17 protein-coding genes and 1 riboswitch are annotated in these 18388 nt (G+C 60.7%); of the genes, 9 read left to right on the forward strand and 8 right to left on the reverse strand.

The window, feature by feature from the left end:
• The first annotated feature begins 122 nt into the window (after positions 1–122).
• Positions 123–1409 carry a kynureninase gene (kynU, locus tag KUF55_RS01005; RefSeq protein ID WP_218817721.1) on the forward strand — a complete coding sequence of 429 codons (1287 nt, stop codon included), beginning with the start codon at positions 123–125 and terminating at the stop codon, positions 1407–1409.
• A gap of 178 nt (positions 1410–1587) precedes the next feature.
• Positions 1588–2214, forward strand: coding sequence for a thymidine kinase (locus tag KUF55_RS01010; RefSeq protein ID WP_218817722.1), 627 nt, complete (start codon positions 1588–1590; stop codon positions 2212–2214).
• On the opposite strand, the gene KUF55_RS01015 is transcribed toward KUF55_RS01010, so the two are convergent.
• Positions 2211–2780: a TetR/AcrR family transcriptional regulator gene (locus tag KUF55_RS01015; RefSeq protein ID WP_132364199.1), complete on the reverse strand. Its 570-nt coding sequence runs from the start codon at positions 2778–2780 to the stop codon at positions 2211–2213. The genes KUF55_RS01010 and KUF55_RS01015 overlap by 4 nt on opposite strands.
• A gap of 241 nt (positions 2781–3021) precedes the next feature.
• On the opposite strand from KUF55_RS01015, the gene KUF55_RS01020 reads away from it, so the two are divergent.
• From KUF55_RS01020 to KUF55_RS01035, 4 genes are all read left to right on the forward strand, one after another.
• On the forward strand, positions 3022–3351 hold the full coding sequence (locus KUF55_RS01020) for a hypothetical protein (RefSeq protein ID WP_218817723.1): 330 nt from the start codon (positions 3022–3024) through the stop codon (positions 3349–3351).
• Positions 3352–3528: 177 nt separating this feature from the next.
• The gene (locus KUF55_RS01025; RefSeq protein WP_218817724.1) at positions 3529–4818 is read left to right on the forward strand and encodes an adenylosuccinate synthase; all 1290 of its coding nucleotides are present in this window, start codon (positions 3529–3531) and stop codon (positions 4816–4818) included.
• Between the two features lie 242 nt (positions 4819–5060).
• On the forward strand, positions 5061–5840 hold the full coding sequence (locus KUF55_RS01030) for a carbon-nitrogen hydrolase family protein (protein ID WP_218817725.1): 780 nt from the start codon (positions 5061–5063) through the stop codon (positions 5838–5840).
• A gap of 204 nt (positions 5841–6044) precedes the next feature.
• Complete coding sequence (locus KUF55_RS01035; protein WP_168152009.1) at positions 6045–6431, forward strand: hypothetical protein; 387 nt, start codon at positions 6045–6047, stop codon at positions 6429–6431.
• Between the two features lie 150 nt (positions 6432–6581).
• Here the strand turns inward: KUF55_RS01035 and KUF55_RS01040 are convergent, their stop codons facing one another.
• Positions 6582–7886 carry an MFS transporter gene (locus KUF55_RS01040; RefSeq protein ID WP_218817726.1) on the reverse strand — a complete coding sequence of 435 codons (1305 nt, stop codon included), beginning with the start codon at positions 7884–7886 and terminating at the stop codon, positions 6582–6584.
• Between the two features lie 80 nt (positions 7887–7966).
• Between KUF55_RS01040 and KUF55_RS01045 the strand changes: the two genes are divergently transcribed.
• The gene (locus tag KUF55_RS01045) at positions 7967–8584 is read left to right on the forward strand and encodes a transcriptional regulator (protein WP_218817727.1); all 618 of its coding nucleotides are present in this window, start codon (positions 7967–7969) and stop codon (positions 8582–8584) included.
• Between the two features lie 94 nt (positions 8585–8678).
• Here KUF55_RS01045 and KUF55_RS01050 read toward each other — a convergent pair whose 3' ends face one another.
• The 3 genes from KUF55_RS01050 to sfnG are packed head-to-tail and all read right to left on the reverse strand — an operon-like array spanning position 8679 to position 11749.
• Positions 8679–9179 carry a CoA-binding protein gene (locus KUF55_RS01050; RefSeq protein WP_218817728.1) on the reverse strand — a complete coding sequence of 167 codons (501 nt, stop codon included), beginning with the start codon at positions 9177–9179 and terminating at the stop codon, positions 8679–8681.
• Positions 9180–10553, reverse strand: coding sequence for an O-acetylhomoserine aminocarboxypropyltransferase/cysteine synthase family protein (locus KUF55_RS01055; RefSeq protein ID WP_132364215.1), 1374 nt, complete (start codon positions 10551–10553; stop codon positions 9180–9182).
• The gene (sfnG, locus tag KUF55_RS01060) at positions 10553–11749 is read right to left on the reverse strand and encodes a dimethylsulfone monooxygenase SfnG (RefSeq protein ID WP_218817729.1); all 1197 of its coding nucleotides are present in this window, start codon (positions 11747–11749) and stop codon (positions 10553–10555) included. The genes KUF55_RS01055 and sfnG overlap by 1 nt, the downstream gene beginning before the upstream one ends.
• 297 nt (positions 11750–12046) lie before the next feature.
• Between sfnG and KUF55_RS01065 the strand changes: the two genes are divergently transcribed.
• On the forward strand, positions 12047–12616 hold the full coding sequence (locus KUF55_RS01065) for a histidine phosphatase family protein (protein WP_132364220.1): 570 nt from the start codon (positions 12047–12049) through the stop codon (positions 12614–12616).
• A gap of 91 nt (positions 12617–12707) precedes the next feature.
• Here the strand turns inward: KUF55_RS01065 and katG are convergent, their stop codons facing one another.
• Together katG and KUF55_RS01075 are read right to left on the reverse strand one after the other, a co-directional pair.
• Positions 12708–14885 carry a catalase/peroxidase HPI gene (gene katG, locus KUF55_RS01070; protein WP_218817730.1) on the reverse strand — a complete coding sequence of 726 codons (2178 nt, stop codon included), beginning with the start codon at positions 14883–14885 and terminating at the stop codon, positions 12708–12710.
• 88 nt (positions 14886–14973) lie between these two features.
• Complete coding sequence (locus KUF55_RS01075; protein ID WP_132364224.1) at positions 14974–15399, reverse strand: Fur family transcriptional regulator; 426 nt, start codon at positions 15397–15399, stop codon at positions 14974–14976.
• A gap of 144 nt (positions 15400–15543) precedes the next feature.
• Between KUF55_RS01075 and KUF55_RS01080 the strand changes: the two genes are divergently transcribed.
• Positions 15544–16191, forward strand: coding sequence for a bifunctional 2-polyprenyl-6-hydroxyphenol methylase/3-demethylubiquinol 3-O-methyltransferase UbiG (locus KUF55_RS01080; protein ID WP_218817731.1), 648 nt, complete (start codon positions 15544–15546; stop codon positions 16189–16191).
• A 50-nt stretch (positions 16192–16241) separates the two neighbouring features.
• Here the strand turns inward: KUF55_RS01080 and acs are convergent, their stop codons facing one another.
• Entirely contained in the window at positions 16242–18209 is a 1968-nt protein-coding gene (acs, locus tag KUF55_RS01085; RefSeq protein ID WP_218817732.1) for an acetate--CoA ligase, read from the reverse strand.
• Positions 18210–18215: 6 nt separating this feature from the next.
• Positions 18216–18304, reverse strand: a riboswitch (SAM riboswitch).
• Positions 18305–18388 lie beyond the last annotated feature (84 nt).

Here is an 18388-nt window from a genome sequence, read left to right on the forward strand (position 1 = left end):
TGCACTTATTCAGTGACCTATCTTGGGCACCGTGAATAATTCTATGATGGGTAAACCTTGCCGCGGCGTACAACGGCGCATAAGGTGCCGGTAATCATTCGAGAAAGGTCATCACACAGACCATGAGCACATCCATCCAGACGGACCGAACCAGTCTTCAGGCCGCTGATGCAGCAGACCCATTGTCCGCGTTCCGAGACCGTTTCTCGCTGCCGGAAGGCGTGATCTATCTTGATGGAAATTCCCTGGGCCCGCTTCCGCGCGGGGCTGCTGAACGTGCGGCAGAGGTTATCAACGTCGAATGGGGCCAAGGCCTGATTCGTTCGTGGAACACCTCTGGTTGGTTTGAGTTGCCCAGTCGGCTGGGGGACAAGCTGTCCAAAATCATTGGCGGAAACGATGGCGAAACCGTTGTCACCGACACCACCAGCCTGAACTTGTTCAAGGCGCTTGCCTCGGCGGTGCGCATTCAGCAGCAGGATGCACCGAGTAAACGCATCATCCTGACCGAGCGCGACAACTTCCCCACCGACATCTACATTGCCGAGGGCATCAGCGACTTCCTGAACTCGGTCAACGCCGAGACCGATGAACACTACGAAGTTCGCCTCATCGACGAGAACCTGCCGCTGGAGAAGGCGCTGGATGAATCCGTCGCGGTCGTCGCGCTGTCCCACGTCAACTACCGTACCGGAGCCATGTGGGACATGGACGCGGTGACGGCCGCCGCGCACGAGGCAGGCGCTCTCATCGTCTGGGACCTCGCACATGCTGCGGGGGCGGTGCCAGTGGACCTCAATGGGGCCAATGCCGACTACGCGGTCGGTTGCACGTATAAGTACCTCAACGGCGGTCCAGGATCCCCGGCATTCATTTGGGTCAATGGTCGTCATCAGGGCCGTTTTTGGCAGCCACTGACGGGGTGGTGGTCGCATGCGGCTCCGTTCGCCATGTCTGACAGCTACACGGCGGCCAATGATGTGCGCCGCTTTTTATGTGGAACCCAGCCCATCACGTCCATGGCCATGATCGAATGTGGACTGGACGTTTCATTGGAAGCGGACATGGAACTGGTCCGTGCCAAGTCGCTGGCGTTGGCGGACTTGTTCATTACATTGGTGCGGGAGCGCTGTGGAGAGTTCGGTCTAGAGCTGGTGACGCCCGAGAACCACGCGGAGCGCGGTAGCCACGTAAGTTTCCGCCACCCCGAGGGTTACGCCATCATTCAGGCGTTGATCGACCGCGGCGTCATCGGAGACTACCGCGAGCCCGAGGTGCTTCGCTTCGGTCTGACTCCGCTCTACCTTTCCTTCACTGACATCTGGGATGCGGTGGAGATCCTGCGGGATATCCTGGAATCGAAGTCTTGGGATGCCCCCGCATATCGCGCTCGTCACGCTGTGACCTAAGCTCAGGAGTCGGGCGGCACCGGAGCCACTGCCCTTCGTGACGTATTTTTAGCACCCCGGCGCGAGATCCACGCGGATCGGAGCGCCGGGGCTTTACTCCTTTCGGATGCGACTCGTTCCCCGCTGGATTGTTTCAGCACATAGAATCGTCCACTGGGTCTAGTGCGAAAGGTACGATGTGGCGAAGCTATATTTCCGGTATGGGGCAATGAACTCCGGCAAGTCCACGGGACTGCTTCAAGCAGCGTTCAACTACGAAGAGCGTGGTCAACGCATTCTCTTAGCGAAGCCCGGGATCGATACCAAGGGTGATTCCCGCGTCATCTCGCGCTTAGGCATGAGCCGTGATGTAGATTTCCTCATCCCGCCTGCAGCCGGTGCTCGAGAATTGTTTGCTCGCAAAGCAGCGGGCGACGATCCCGATGCGTTGCTTCAGCACATTGACGCACCACCGGTGGCCTGCCTGCTGGTCGACGAGGCTCAGTTCCTAACAACGGAGCAAGTGGATGACCTATTCCGCATTGCCGTTTTGGACGACGTCCCCGTGATCGCCTATGGCATCCGCTCGGATTTCCGCACTCATGCTTTCCCTGGATCACGGAGACTACTGGAAATCGCGCATAGCCTCGAGGAACTTAAGACCATTTGCCGTTGCGGCAGAAAAGCTGTTTTTAACACGCGGCGCGTCGGCACGGAGATCATCTTCGACGGCGATCAAGTTGCTATCGACGGTGACGATGTCTGGTACGAATCGCTCTGTGGAAATTGCTACCTTGAGGCCTCCGACGGACGACTCGGTTCCTAGTTTTTCGGATACTCCGCGATGATCCCGTGCAGGATGACTCGAACTCCGTAATCAAAAGATTCTTGACCCCAGGTATCGGAGGCAGTCGTCGGCTCCGTGCCGGCGGCTAGGGCAAGGGATTCCTGTTGCGCGCTGATGGATCCCAGCAAGTGGTTCACCAACACGTGTCGAGCCATCGGCGCGTCACTTTCCGGGACGCCGGAGATTTCCAAGAATTCCAAAAGCCAACCCAGCGGATCCAACGAGTCGGGTCGCATGGACTGTGCCAGCTGCATGACCTCTGCCGAGTCCGGAATGGTGATTAGCGCCGTGCGCAGTTGGCTCAGCAGTGCCGCGATCGCCATCGGAGCGAGATTCACTGCCGGGGAGTCCGGCTTTGGAACCGAATCGAGCAACTTCGCAGCCACTTCGACCAGTAATTCTTGTTTTGACTTAACATGCCAATACAGCGCGCCGACCTGGACATCGAGTTCTCGGGCCAAGCGCCGCATGGACAAATCGGCAAGGCCGAATTCGGAGAGAATGCCCACTGCTGCGTCGATGAGCTGTTCGCGGGTCAGGGCCATACCGCCAAGTCTAAACGGCCACCGGTGTTACTCCCGTCCGTGACGTCACGCTGCCATTCATGCACGCGTCGTGTTGTGTCATCTGCCTCCGAACGCTTCGGGTCAGCGAAGCCAGAAGATCCGCATGCCGCCATCACAATTTTGTGTTCCCAAGAAAAAGTCATTGACTCCAGCTCTCGACGCGGGGCCGGTCGAGAGGTTTGATTGGGGCATGAGAATGCAATTTCCTAGACCAGAGGCAATGACCGAGTTTCAGCGGCTCGCCCGTGCCCTGCTCGGTGAGGGAGTTACTGCCGGAAAGATGTTTGGCAAGGACGCGCTGAAGTTCGAGTCCAAGGCCATCGCCTGCCTGCTTGAGGACACTATGGGGTTTAAGGTCGGACGTTCGAGCGAAATCATGCGCACGGCGCTGACCTATCCGGGCGCAAGCCTTTTTGACCCATCGGGGCAGGGACGACCGTTCCGAGACTGGGTCTCGGTCCCGGACACAGCCATGGGGCAGTGGGAAAACCTGCTGCGAGCTGCGTTGGCGGCGGCGATCGAGTCCGATGACGAGCCTAAAGTCTCATAATCCAACCTATTGTTGATCGATCGGGTAAACTTGTGACGTAAGAGCCCCTTACTGTTCTTTTCTGATCCATGCTTGGGCCAGATGAAGAGCGAGGGGCATTTCTGCGCCCGGCACCGCCGGGACCCGGCATTTATGTATTTTGCCGGCCGCGCTGAATCGAGCAAGGGGGAGGATCCCATGCCAGCAATCGTGATCGTCGGAGCCCAGTGGGGCGACGAAGGCAAGGGTAAGGCCACAGACCTATTGGGTGGCAAGGTTGACTTCGTCGTCAAGCCAAACGGTGGCAATAACGCCGGACATACGGTCGTAGTTGGCGGTGAAAAGTATGAGCTCAAGCTCCTGCCCGCCGGCATTCTTTCGCCTAACGCCACACCCATCATCGGCAACGGCTGCGTTGTGAACCTCGAAGCGCTCTTCGAAGAAATTGATGGCTTGGAAGCTCGGGGTGCTGATACCTCGAAGCTGCGCGTTTCGGCCAACGCACACCTGGTAGCCCCGTATCACCAGACCATGGACAAGGTCACCGAACGCTTCCTTGGCAAGCGCGCCATCGGCACCACCGGTCGCGGCATTGGCCCGGCCTACATGGACAAGATCGGACGCCTGGGCATCCGTGTTCAGGACGTCTTTGACGAGTCCATCCTGCGCCAGAAGGTTGAAGGTGCGCTGCGCCAGAAGAACGAACTTCTGGTCAAGGTCTATAACCGCCGCAGCGTCGAGGTTGAAGAGATCGTTGAGTACTTCCTCTCTTACGCCGAGCGTCTGCGCCCGCTCATCATCGATGCGACTCTGGTGCTGAACAACGCCCTAGATGAGGGCAAGGTGGTCCTCATGGAGGGCGGCCAGGCTACGTTCCTGGACGTTGACCACGGCACCTACCCGTTCGTGACCTCATCGAACCCAACCGCAGGCGGCGCCTCGGTAGGTTCGGGAATTGGCCCGACCCGCATCAGCCGTTCGATCGGCATCATCAAGGCTTACACCACTCGCGTGGGTGCAGGACCGTTCCCCACCGAGCTCTTTGACGACATGGGCGAATACCTGCAGAAGACCGGCGGTGAGTTCGGTGTCAACACCGGTCGTCCGCGCCGCTGCGGTTGGTACGACGCGGTTCTGGCCCGCCACGCTTCGCGCGTGAACGGCTTCACCGACTACTTCGTGACCAAGCTGGATGTGCTCACCAACATTGAGAAGATCCCGGTGTGCGTGGCCTACGAGGTTGACGGGGTGCGCCACGACGAAATGCCGATGACGCAGACCGAATTCCACCACGCCAAGCCGATCTTCGAATACTTCGATGGCTGGACCGAGGACATCACCGGGGCACGTACGCTCGATGACCTACCCAAGAATGCCCGCGACTACGTGCTGGCCCTTGAAGGTATGAGCGGTACGCGCTTCTCGGCCATCGGTGTTGGCCCGGATCGTGAGCAGACGATTGTCTGCCACGACCTGATCAACGACTGATAACTAAAACACCACGCGAGGGCGTGGCGCTGAGCTTGGTGAAGACGTTTTCGCCAGTCGGTGCCACGCCCTCGCTGCGTTTTCCGGCGGTCGTGCATTGAGCCGGCACGGAAAGGGGTCTGGGAACGGAAAACCTTCCGTCATATTTGCGCCGTCGCCGGTTCCGGAGGGCAACGCGCGAGTGCTATTTTGAGGTTTGTCGCTAGGCTGGTTGGAAGTATTCAGCGACGAAGGGAATCGCCATGAAGGTCAGCGTTGGTCAGTTCGCCCCTACGGGGTCACTCGAGGACAACTTGGAAACCATCGAGCGCTTAGTAGCCAAGGCGAAGGCCGAATCCGCGGATCTGGTGCTGTTTCCAGAGGAAGCCATGCTCGCGGTTTCCCAGGTCAGCGGCCCACTGAATGCCGCGATTGAAGGCAACTGGAGCACCTTCGTCCAGAAGCTCTCGTTTATGGCAGCGGAGAACAACATCGCCATCGTTGCCGGTGGTTACGAAAGCAGTGGCGAGGAACGCCCCTACAACACCCTCGCGGTGCTGGATGCTAACGGAAAGATCCTTGGTACCTACCGCAAGATTCACCTCTACGACGCGTTTTCCTATCAGGAATCCAAATCCATTAAGGCCGGGGACGTCGCTGAGGTGCCGGTCTTTGAGATCGCCGGGCTCAAAGTCGGCGTGCTGACCTGTTATGACCTGCGCTTCCCCGAGATTGCCCGACGCCTCGTTAACGAAGGTGCGGAACTCTTACTGGTTGCTGCCGCGTGGTTCAAAGGTGAGCACAAGATCGAGCACTGGGAAACCCTGCTGCGTGCCCGTGCCATCGAAAACACTGTATGGGTAGCGGCTGCCGGAACCAGCTCGCAGCACACCATTGGACACTCCGCGATCCTTGATCCCATGGGCGTTCCCGTCGAGTACCTCGGGGACGACGATGAGGGACTTGTGACCACCGATGTCACCCGCCGCCGTATCGATGAGGTACGTGAATTCCTTCCGGTACTGGCCAACCGCCGACTCTAGCCATAATCATCGGAATCACCCGTGTCAGGATCTCTTCGAGGTCCGGACACGGGTTTTCTTTTTACCCCGGAACTCCGTTCAAGTAGTTCCTTCGGAGTAACGGCCATTGCTCAACGAACTTCACACTATTTCGGCATATACGGGTTGGGCTCGGCACACTAATATTGGTGGTCGAAACATCTCCGAAAAGGCAGGAATAGGGTAGTGGGCAACACTGATACGCAAATGAATGAAGCCATCGTTGAGGAGTGGGCAGAAGCGACGGCGCAGGCCTATAACGACTCGCTCTCCGGACTGGATGTGGCGCGCGTGCCTCACGCCGTGCGGACATTCATTGAGCTCTATGCGCAGAGCAAGGACATGATGTTCAGTGGGGAATACTCCCCGACCGATTACTTCGAGGAACACCCTGCCTCGGCGATCGGAATGATCCTCGATACCCCCGAGGCGCTAGAACTATTGGACGATCATGAGGAAGAATCCCTCGAGGATATCCTGGGTTTTGTTGAGGCATGGGCCGAATTTGACGCTAACCAGCAGCCAGATCTGGGGATCTCAGAAGCCGACGACGAGGACGACTCCGAGTGGTAAATAGTGCCGCTTGATCCCGAGCTGCGTGACTGACCGGCACAGTAGCGGGCGGGTGTAAGAATTCCCTTTCGCAGGGATCTTGCGCACGCCCGCTGGTGCGTTCCCGATGGTCCTATCGTTTCTCGGGTCCGGGTTCTGCTTCCACGGGTTTCAAACGTCAAAGTTTGCGGCATGCCTAGACCATTCTTGTTGCTGAGGCAGGGTTCGTAGTGGCCGGTTGGCAATCGCCAGAATGGTTGCGAAAACGCAGATCCCCGCGCAAAAAAACAACAGTCCACTCCAGCCCCAAGCGGTGTAGCCAAATCCGGCAATCAGTGGTGCCAGCGGCACCGCGGCCATGGATAACAATGCCGATGCGCTAGTGGCCCTCCCCAGCAGGGCACTGGGTACGGCGGTCATCAAGTATCCGCCCAAGCCCGCGTTGATCGTCGGCGCGCCGATAATCGATACCCCAAAGAGCGCGCAGATCCAGGGAACCGAGGTAGTGAACGGCATGAGGGACATGGCTCCGGCCGTGAAGAGCAGGCCAACGCATACTGCCACTCCGGTCGGCAGCCGTTTGAGCAGGGCCGCGGCGGGCAGGCTGCCTAGCAGCATCCCCACGCCAAGACTGGCCGAAACCACACCGATGATTCCTGCCGATTCCCCGCGTTGCTGCAAACCGAAAATCACCGAGGTGATCGAGGCGTTAATCCCCAGATTCAGCAGGGTCGAAATCATCAGCACTCCACGCAAATCCCTACGCCGAAGCAGCCAGGTCAGCCCGCTCAGTCCCTCGGCAAGAGACTCCTTGAGGGCGCCGAGTAGCCCGTTCTTGGATTTTTCTGACGCCCGTGAATCGGGTGCCGGAAGACTCAGGGGAGCGGTTGCTGGGAGGGATTTGGCGCAGGTGGCTGCAACTACGTGTGCGAGAGCCAAAGCCCCGAACGTTACGGCCTGAGAAACCGAGAGCAACAGGCCGCCTAATGGGCCACCGGCCAGTGAAATGACGGCGTCTCGGCCCTGGTTCGCGGCAAGCGCACCAGGCAGCTGAGATTCTGGGACGATGTCCTTGAGTGCGGCATCGGATGCGGACCCGAAAAGTCCGTTGCGCACTGACATCAGCAGATGCAGGATTAACAGGCTCCAAAACCCGAGGTGCCCACCGAGCGAGGCGATCATCAAGCCGACTCCACCCACCGCGCCGAGCAGCCCGCCAATGATCATGAGTGTGCGTCGGTCCTTGCTGTCGGCGAGAACCCCTCCCGGGAGGGTGCACACTACGCGACCCAGCTGGCCGATCGCGGTGATGAGGCCCGCCTGGGTGGGGGAATTGGTAACGATCAGTGCCACCAAGGGAACGGCAAACCACTGAAGGCTCATGCCCAGAGCCGATCCGGTGTCGGACCCCAGCCATAAAAGGTAGCGGCGTTGGCGCCACAGGGGAATGATCCGAGTGTTCGTTGAACTGGTCATGGCACCAACGGTAAACCCGCAAACTTATTTGCGCAATATTAGTTGTGCAACTATTTTTGTGGATTATGTAGACTGTAGGAATGAGTGAAAACGTGCCGGCGAGCGAGCAATCGCGACGTCAAACTATGACCTCACCGATGCTCAAGGCGATGGCCAACCCGTTGCGCCGTCGCATCGTCGCGACCCTGACCGCCGTTGAGTCGGCGCGGGCCACGGATCTTGCTCAGCGCCTTGACGTGCCGGCCAATTCACTGAGCTTTCACCTGCGCGTATTGGCTGAGGCGGGAATTATTCTGGAGGCGCCCGAACGTGCTCGTGATAAGCGGGACAGGGTCTGGAAGGTGTTACCCGGAGGGCTGAGCGTTGGATCTCCCAAGGAACCTAGTGCTATCGAAGACGCACTAGCGCTGAAGGCCTACCTCGGCCAGGAAGCAGACGATCAGATCCGGCAATTGAAGGCAGTGATCGCCTGGGGTAGCGACTACGCCACGGGCTCGGAACCGGATGCTCGTGGGCTACTGAACATCACAAGTCTGATGCTTAATGCCACGGAAACCGAAGCCTTGGAAGAAGCGGTGCTAGAAGTGCTGCGGCAGGCGAAACGGGCCAGCGTCGCCGCTGCAGCGGATGGCAGTGAGCGCAAGCTCTGGAATTTTTCGATGGTCATGGCCCGCGAGGATCTCCCGGGACTGCCATAGCTCTACGAGCCGCGCGCGCAAGCGAAAAGGGCCCGTGTTCCAAAACCACATGATTTTTGGAACACGAGCCCTCTGGCTGAAACAAAGTTTGAAGCTAGGCGAGCAGCTGGCGCTTGGAGGAAATGACGCCGGTATTAAAGCCGGCCAAGCGCAGTCCGCCGTGGAAGCGAGCGTGTTCGATCTTCACGCATCGATCCATCACGATGTTCATGCCGGCCGCCTCGGCGCGCGCTGCAACATCTTCGTGCCAGGATCCCAGCTGCAACCACAGGGTCTTGGCCCCAACGGCTATGGCCTCGTCCAGAACGCCGGGCAGATCGTCGTGCTTGCGGAAAACCTCAACGAGGTCGGGGACCTCGGGCAAATCCGCCAGTGACTTGTAAACCGGCTCGCCAAGAATCTCGTTGAGTACCGGGTTCACGAAGTACACCTTGTACTTCGAGGAAGAGAGCAGGTACGTGGCCACAAAGTAGCTGGCGCGGGAGGGCTTATTGGAGGCCCCGACGATCGCGATCGAGGTGGTGTTGCGCAAGATGTCCAGGCGCTCGGCCGCGTTGGGGCCCTCCCAGGTGCGGGCTTCTACTGCGTTGCTCATTTACTTGGCTCCCGTCACGGCGGCCGCGCGGGCGGCATCGATGGAGCAGGCGGCCCCGTCGTAGGTTTCCTCGGCCGGTGCTGCCGCGGCCTGCTGTGAGGCGGTGAGGGCCTGGTCAAGGTCCCACAGGATGTCCTCCAGGTCCTCAAGCCCCACGGAGAAGCGGATCAGGTCTTCCGGAACACCCGCCGCAACCAACTGCTCCGCGGAGAGCTGCTGGTGCGTGGTGGAGGCCGGGTGCAACACCAGGGTGCGCACATCCCCGATGTTGGCCAGGTGGCTGGCCAACTGCAGCGCCTCGATAAAGGCGTTGCCAGCGGCTCGACCGCCCTTGACGCCAAAGCTGAAGACGGAACCAACGCCGAGCGGCAACAGTTCCTTGGCACGTTCATGATGGGGGTGCGATTCCAGACCCGCGTAGTTCACATAGGTGATGCGCTCATCCTTTTCAAGCCAGGCGGCAACGGCCTTGGCGTTGGCCAAGTGGGCGTCCATGCGCTGGGGAAGGGTCTCTACGCCCTGCAGGAGCTGGAATGCGGACTGTGCCGGCAACGCCGGTCCGATGTCGCGCAGCTGTTCGGAACGCAGCTTGGTCAGGAAGCCGTATTCGCCGAAGTTATCCCACCAGGAGACATTGCCGTAGGAGGCCACCGGCTCGGTCATCGAGGGGAACTTGCCGTTGCCCCAGTTGAAGGTGCCCGACTCCACCACAACACCACCCAAGGTGGTGCCATGGCCGCCGAGGAACTTGGTCGCCGAGTGAATCACGATGTCGGCGCCGTGCTCGATGGGACGCAGCAGGTAGGGCGGGGTGAGCGTCGAGTCGACAACCAGCGGGATGCCCGCGGCGTGGGCGACCTCGGCCAAACCCTTCAGGTCGGCGATGTCGCCGGAGGGGTTGGCCACGACCTCGGTATACAGCGCCTTGGTGTTCTCCTGGATGGCCGCGGCGTAGGCCGCCGGGTCGGTGGAGTCAACAAAAGTGGTCTCAACGCCAAAGCGACGCAGGGTCACATCCAGCTGCGTGATGGTGCCACCGTAGAGCTTGGAGGACGCCACGATGTGGTCTCCCGCCCCGGCCAATGCGGCAAAGGTGATGAATTCTGCTGCCATGCCCGAACCCGTGGCCACGGCGCCCAGACCGCCCTCCAAGGACGCGATGCGCTCCTCGAAGGCGGCTACCGTCGGGTTGCCGATGCGTGAGTAGATGTTTCCGTACTTCTGCAGCGCAAAGAGATTTGCGGCATCGTCGGAATCCTTGAAGACAAATGAGGTGCTCTGGTAGATCGGCACGGCACGGGCACCATGTTCGGCGTCGGGGGTGCCACCGGCGTGCAAGGCTCGCGTTCGGAATCCAAATTGGTGTTCGGCCATTAGGCGCGAGCTCCTTCGAGGTTGGTGATGGGTAGAAGATCGGTATTCAGTTCCGTGCCGTTTTTACGGGCCAAATCGGCCTCGAGCTCGCGCACCAACGGAAGCACGTCGCGGCCGAAGGCTGCAACCTCTTCCTGGAAGTGCAGGTAGCCGGTCAGCAACAGGTTGACGCCGATCTTCTTGAAGTCGATGATGCGCTCGGCAATCTGTTCCGGGGTGCCGATGAGCTTGGAGCGGAAGCCGTCGTTGTACTGGACCATGTCCTCAAAGGTGGAATCGGACCACATGCCCTTGCCGTCCTTGGTGGACTGGCCGGCTTCCTTGACGGCGGCGGCGAAGCCCTCAACCGCTGGTCGGTGCGCCTTGGCAATGATCTCGCGCAGCGTCTCGGTGGCCTCGGCCTCGGTCTCGCGGGCGATGACAAAGCCATTGATGCCGAAACGCGGCTTCACCGGGGCGGTGCGGGTACCTGCTGCTGCTGCTGCCTTGAGCACGCCGGCAATGTTCTCCTCGAAGCCCTCCAGGCTGCGGCCATTGGAGAAATACCAATCGGCGGTGTTGCCCGCGGCGCCCTGAGCGGCCGTCGAGTTGCCACCAAAGAAGATTTCCGGGTGTGCCCGGCCCGGGATATCCAGTGGGGCGGGGGAGAGCGTGAAGTCGTTGATGTTGTAGTACTTCCCGGCGTAGGAGAAGTCCTTTTCGGTGAGCAAACCACGCAGCACGGAGATGAATTCCTCGGTGCGCACGTAGCGCTCGTCGTGCTCCAGCCAGTCCAGCCCAAAGTTCACAAATTCGTCCTTCAGCCAGCCCGAAACCACGTTCACGGCCATGCGGCCGCCGGAGATGTGGTCGGCGGTGATCAGCCATTTGGCGAGCACACCGGGGTGCCACATGCCGGGGTGCACGGCGGCAATAACCTTCAGGCGTTCGGTGGCACCGAGCAGGGCCAAACTGATGGCGGTGGCTTCATGCTGTTTGTCCGCGCCGTAACTGGCCGCATAACGCGTCTGCGAGAGAGCGTATTCGAAGCCGGAGTCCTCGGCGATGCGAGCCAGCTTCTTGTTGTATTCGAAGTCCCAGCCGGTGCGCTGCTCAATGGTGGAAACAACCAGGCCGCCGGAGACGTTGGGTACCCAGTAGGCAAACTTGAGGGGAGTCTCTAGGTCTGCGACGGTGCTAACGGGCGTTGTGCTCATGTGTTGTCCTCAGAAATGGGCGCAGTGGCGGGCGGGAGTTCGGTCATTGGCGGCGGAGCGGGAGTGGCGTTGATGGGCAACTGATGAGAAAGCTCGCCACAAACAGCTGCATCATTTCCACTGGGATACGGAATAGTGCTGCTGTGTCATCGCGCGTGATCTCGCCGCCGCCCCGGGCTGGCCTTCTCTATTGTGGCAATAAATGGGCACTTCATCAAAGAATGTTGAGCCGGATTGCTTTTTGTGGGCAGTGCACCGAACGATCTGCGAATTTTTCCCCACGGCTATGCTGGAAGGATGGATGCACAGATTGCCCTGGTCCGGCACGGACAAACCGAATGGAACGCCGAGGGGCGGCTCCAGGGACAGGTCGATATTCCGCTGAACCGCCAAGGCAGGGCGCAGGCCCGCACCGCGGGAGCCGAACTCATCAGCATTCAATGGGACGTATTGGTCTCCTCTCCGCTGGGTCGGGCGGTGGAGACAGCGTCGCTGCTCGGCGCGGATCTAGGGCTTGAAATTTCTGAACGCCTCCCGGACCTGATGGAACGCAACTACGGAGCCGGCGAAGGTCGGGTGGTGTTGGGGATGTCACGGGAGAAGATTGACGCCATTTTGGAGACTGCCGAACCCGAGGCCATGGTGGCCGCTCGTGGCATTCGGGCCCTGGGACATTTGGTGACTGCGCACCCCGGAATGAATCTGGTGGTTGTTGCCCACGGGACGCTGCTGAGGCTGACCCTTGAAGCGGTGCTTGGCCGTCCGCATCCACGCATCCGCAACTGTGAGGCAGTTTTATTAAACGTCTCCGACCTCGAAAACGTGCTGCGGGATGCCGGGGACCAGGAGCTGGCCCCGCGCGGCTAAGCCCCCGTAATTATTGGGGTGTTTGAACTTAAAATGAAACGTGGCCGCCCCCGAGTATTCGGGGGGCGGCCACGTTTCATTCAGCCGGTGACTACTTCTTGAGTTCGAAGCGATCGGCGTCCATGAGCTTGGCCCATGCGGCGGCGAAGTCGCGGCCGAACGTCACCTTGGCGTCGTCCGCGGCGTAGGCCTCGGCGAGGGCACGCAGCTCGGAGTTCGAGCCGAAGACCAGATCCACGCGGCTGCCGTTGAATCGGCCGTCGGTGGTGGAGTAGGTCTTCTCTTCGGCGTCCGGGGTCCATTCCAGACCCAGTTCCATAAGGTTCGCGAAGAAGTCGTTGGTCAGCGCGCCCGGGGTGTCGGTGAAGACGCCCAGGTTCGAGCCATCCCAGTTGTTGCCCAGCACGCGCAGGCCACCAAGCAACACGGTCATCTCCGGAGCCGAAAGCCCCAAGAGGTTCGCGCGGTCGATGAGCAGGTACTCGCTGGGCAGCTGCAGGAAGCCCGAGTCGTAGTTGCGGAACGCGTCGGCAACCGGCTCTAGCCAGGCGAACTGTTCCGGATCGGTCTGCTCCTGGGTGGCATCCACGCGGCCCGGAGTGAACGGAACGGTGAGTTCCTGGCCGGCGGCCAGTGCCGCCTGCTCGATGCCCACGTTGCCGGCCAGAACCACGACATCGGCGAACGAGGTCTTGATCAGTGAGGTGGCGTTGAACTCGTTGACGATTTCCTCGAGCTTCGCGATGACCACCGCAAGCTGCTCCGGCTGGTTCACGGTCCAGGAAACCTGCGGCTCGAGGCGGATGCGGCCGCCGTTGGCGCCGCCGCGCTTGTCCGAGGAGCGGAAGGTCGAAGCGGCCTTCCATGCGGTGGAGACCAGCTGCTGGACGCTCAGGCCCGAAGAGGCGATCAGTGCCTTCAGCGTCGCGATTTCCGCATCCCCCAAGGTCACGGCCGGAGCGGCCGGCAACGGATCCTGCCAGAGGAGGTCCTCTGCCGGAACTTCCTTACCCAGGTAGCGGGACTTCGGGCCCATGTCGCGGTGGGTCAGCTTGAACCATGCGCGGGCGTAGGCCTCGGAGAACAGCTCCTGGTTGTCCTTGAAACGGCGAGAAATCTCGCCGTAGCTCGGGTCAAAGCGCAGGGCCAGGTCGCTGGTGAGCATGCGCGGTTCGCGGCGTGCGGCAGGGTTGTGGGCCATCGGGACCAGATCGGCGCCGCCGCCGTCCTTCGGACGCCACTGCTGCGCGCCGGCCTCTGAGAGGAACATTTCCCACTCGTAGGCGAAGAGGATATGGAAGAACTCGTTGTCCCAGCGGGTCGGGTGATAGGTCCAGGTGACCTCCAGGCCCGAGCCGATGGTGTCATCGCCGTGGCCGGTTCCGAAGCCGGACTTCCAGCCCAGGCCCTGCATTTCCAGCGACGATGCTTCCGGATCGGTCCCCTTGAAGGACTCGGCGTTGGCGCCGTGGGTCTTGCCGAAGGTGTGGCCGCCGGCGATTAACGCGACGGTCTCCTCGTCGTCCATGCCCATGCGGCGGAAGGTTTCGCGGATGTCGATGGCGGAGGCCAGCGGATCGGCGAGGCCATCCGGGCCCTCGGGGTTCACGTAGATCAGGCCCATCTGGACTGCTGCTAGCGGAGCCTCGAGGTCGCGGGTGCCGGTGTAGCGCTCGTTATCCAGCCACACCTTCTCCGGTCCCCAGTACACATCGTCATCGGCTTCCCAGACGTCCGGGCGGCCGCCGGCGAAGCCGAAGGTCTTGAAGCCCATGGTTTCCATGGCCACGTTGCCGGCCAGGATCATCAGGTCAGCCCAGGAGATGGACTGGCCGTACTTCTTTTTGACCGGCCAGAGCAGGCGGCGGGCCTTATCGAGGTTCACGTTATCCGGCCAGGAGTTCAACGGAGCGAAGCGCTGCTGACCAGCGCCGCCGCCGCCTCGGCCGTCATGGCTGCGGTAGGTGCCGGCCGAGTGCCAGGCCATGCGGATGAAGAATGGGCCGTAGTGGCCAAAGTCTGCCGGCCACCAGTCGTAGGACTTGGTCATGGTCTCGGCGAGATCGGCCTTCACCGCATCCAGATCCAGGGCCTCGAAGGCTTCGGTGTAGTTGAAGTCCTCATCCAGCGGGTTGGAGACCTGGGTGTTCTTGGCCAGGATCTTCAGGTTGAGCTTATTCGGCCACCACTCGGTGTTGGCGCTTCCGCGGGTGGGATGGGTGCGGCCGCCGTGCATTACGGGGCACTTGCCGGTTACAGCTTCAGACATGACTTCCTTCGTTAAGGTGATTAGTTGGTTTAGCGAAAAGTGAGAGCTTTGGGGCGGGAGTTTCGGGTCGCCGGTGGAATAAAGCGAGTCAGCCCGCGTTTTGGCATTGAGGGCATAGTCCCCAGTAGATGACCTCGGCCTCGTCGATAGCGAAGCCATGATCGTTGGAGGCATGCAGACAGGGAGCGCCGCCCACCGCACAGTCGACGTCGAGCACCGTGCCGCACGCACGACAGACCAGATGGTGGTGGTTATCTCCAACTCGGGTCTCGTAACGGGCGTTGTGCCCATGCGGCTGGATCTTACGCACGATGCCCAGCTGGGTCAGCAATTTGAGCGAGTCGTATACGGCCTGATGCGATACGGCGGGGTGAGCTTGACGTACCGCGTCGCGAATCGTGTCGGTATCGGCATGAGGGTTGGCGGTCACCGCAGCGAGCACGGCAACACGTGGGAGCGTGACGCGCATGGATGCCTGGCGCAATACGTGCTCGAGCTCGACCGGTTTTGTCATGCCTCACATTTTTCCCGTTTATTTTGAACTAATCAAGATAGAAACTGAGTCGGGGGAGATATTACATGGAATCGGCCACCGACCATCCAGTCCCGATGCGGCATCGCACTGGTATCGGGACGTTGCGCGAGGCACCATGAACGTATGGGTGAAAAATTCTTCGGCAACTCAACTTTTTATGACCGTCGAGCCAAAGCTTATGACGCGATGGTCGCATCTCCGATATACAACAGAGTCCTTTGGGGAACTCACCCGGCACAATATTCGGCCTTCGCGGCGCGAGCCATCGGCTCTGGAGACGGCCCATTGCTGGAGGTTGCGGTGGGGACCGCCCAGGCCACCGCGCTACTACACGTGGCCAGCCGGCGACCATCGACGCTGGTGGACATGAGTGCGCCCATGCTCGAGCTGGCTAAGGCATCGATACGCCGTGCCGCTGGTGGAGATGTTCCACGCAGGATCACTTTTGAATGCCGCGATATGTTCTCGGTGCCCGATGGGCAGCGTTACGAAACCATTCTGGGCCTCGGTCTATTGCATCTGGTCCCGGATGTTGGTGCGCTGTTAACCGGGCTGAGCGAGCAGCTAGAGGACCGCGGTACCCTCTTTTTGGCTTCGCTCGTCAAGGGATCTGCCCGCTCGAATGCCTATCTGAAATTACTCAAGGCACGCGGGGACATAACCCAGGCACGTACTGCCGTGGAACTTTACGAGCTGGCGGCAAAGGCAAATATTGGTCGGGTCACCGTGAGTCATGAGGGAGCGATGGCCTACCTGAGGATTTCGTCTTAGGCAGACCATCGCTTGTGGCAGGTCGAACCGTTTACTGTCCGGTCAAGGACCTAGGCTTCGCAGATTTCCTTAATCTGCGCGATGCACGGCTCGTTTTGCAGGCTCGTGGTGTCACCAAGCGTGCCGCGCTCAAAAAGCTGTGTCAGCAATCGGCGCATGATCTTGCCCGAACGCGTTTTGGGTACATCCGGCACAAAAACGATTTCGCGTGGTTTGGCGATCGGCCCGATCTGAGTGGCCACGTGGTTGCGTAACTCGGCTGCCAACTCGCGCTGCCTCAGGAGGGCTTCGCCCTGCAGGTCGGTGCCCACGATGCTCTTATCCAACGGCACCACAAATGCCGTGGCGGCATGGCCAGTTTTGGCATCACTGGTGGGGCAGACGCCGGCCTCGACCACCGCGGGGTGGGTGACCAGTGCGGATTCAATTTCGATGGTGGAGAGTCGGTGACCGGAAATGTTGATCACGTCGTCGGTGCGGCCCAAGATCCAGATGTCACCGTCCTCATCAAAGCGGGCGCCGTCCCCGGCCAAGAACCAGCCCTGCGGTGCGTACTTCTCCCAATAGGAGGTGTAGTAGCGCTCGGGGTTGCCCCAGACGGTGCGGGCCATCGACGGTCCGGTCTTGGTGAGCACGATGTTGCCCTGAATGTTCTTGCCCACGGTCAGCGCCTGGTCATCAACGATGTCCACGCTCACCCCGGGCAGCGCCCGGGTGCCGCAACCGGGCTTAAACGCGGCGTCGTCCTGGCGTGGGGAGAGGATGGTGGCCCCGGTTTCGGACTGCCACCAGGTATCAACCATCGGAATTCCGTCGGCGGTGTCACGCCCGATCTGCGCGCGCAGCCAACGCCATGCTTCCGGGTTCACTGCCTCGCCGACGGTTCCGGCCAGCCGAATCGAGGAGAGGTCGTATTCGCCCGGGATACCCTCGGGGAACCAGCCCATCACCGAGCGCACTAGGGTGGGCGCGGTGTAGTAACTGGTCACCCCGTAACGCTCGATGATTTCGAAATGGCGACCCGGGTGCGGGGCATTGGGAACACCCTCGTAAATGACCTGGGTGACGCCGTTGGACAGCGGCCCATAGATCTCATAGGTGTGTGCGGTGACCCAGGCCAGGTCGGCGGTGCACCAATGGACGTCGTTGTCGCGCTTGTCCGCATCCGGATTCGAGAAGAGGAACTCATGGCTCCAGGACGTCTGGGTGAGGTAGCCGCCGGTGGTGTGAACCAGGCCCTTGGGTTGGCCGGTGGTCCCGGAGGTGTACATGATGAACAGGGGAGTCTCGGCGTCGAAGGCCTCGGGGGTGTGTTCGGTGCTCGCGGTATCCACCGTCTCGTGCCACCATACGTCTCGGCCCTCGACCCAGTTGATGTCGGTGTGTCCGGTGCGGTTGATGACCAGCACGTGCTCGATGGCGTTCTCGCCGGCGACGGCCTCGTCGGCGTGCGCCTTGACGGGGACCGAGGTGCCGCGGCGGAATTGGCCGTCGGTGGTGACTAGGAGTTTGGCTGCGGTGTCCTCAACACGGAACTTCAGGGCCTCCGCGGAGAAGCCACCGAAGACCAGCGAGTGCACCGCGCCGATTCGGGCGCAGGCCAGGGTGATGACGATGGTTTCGATGAGAACCGGAAGATATACCACCACGCGGTCACCCTTGGTGATGCCCAGTGACTCCAGCGCATTGGCTGCCTGAGAAACGCGATCCTGTAGATCCTTGTACGTGACGGTGGCTCGGTCCCCGGGCTCGCCTTCGAAGTGCAGCGCCACCTTGTCTCCGCGGCCTGCTTCCACATGGCGATCCACGCAGTTGTAGGCGGCATTAAGCTTGCCACCTTCGAACCAGCGCAGCGCGGGTCCGCGCCGGGTGACACTATTTACCTCTGTGCTGGTGTGGATGGTGTGCCATGGCTCTGCCCAACTCAGGCGGCGGGCCGCCGCATCCCAAAAGGCGAGACGTTCGGCTTCACTCCACGATGACTCGGTGGAAAGTGCCGGTGCAAGGGTTTCGGTCATTCTCTGCTCCATCGGTTCTGGCGGTAGCACCACTACGTGACAGGCGGTTGCTGCGGCGTCATAGAGCCAGATCTCTCGGCCGCTCGGGATGGGTGGTTCTTGTATCAAAGTCGATGATCGGTCATAGGGGCAAACCGGTCGTAATGTGACGGTACGTTCGACGCTTGCCCCGCATTTCG

It is taken from the genome of Paeniglutamicibacter sp. Y32M11 (genome assembly GCF_019285735.1).
Taxonomy (GTDB): Bacteria; Actinomycetota; Actinomycetes; order Actinomycetales; family Micrococcaceae; genus Paeniglutamicibacter.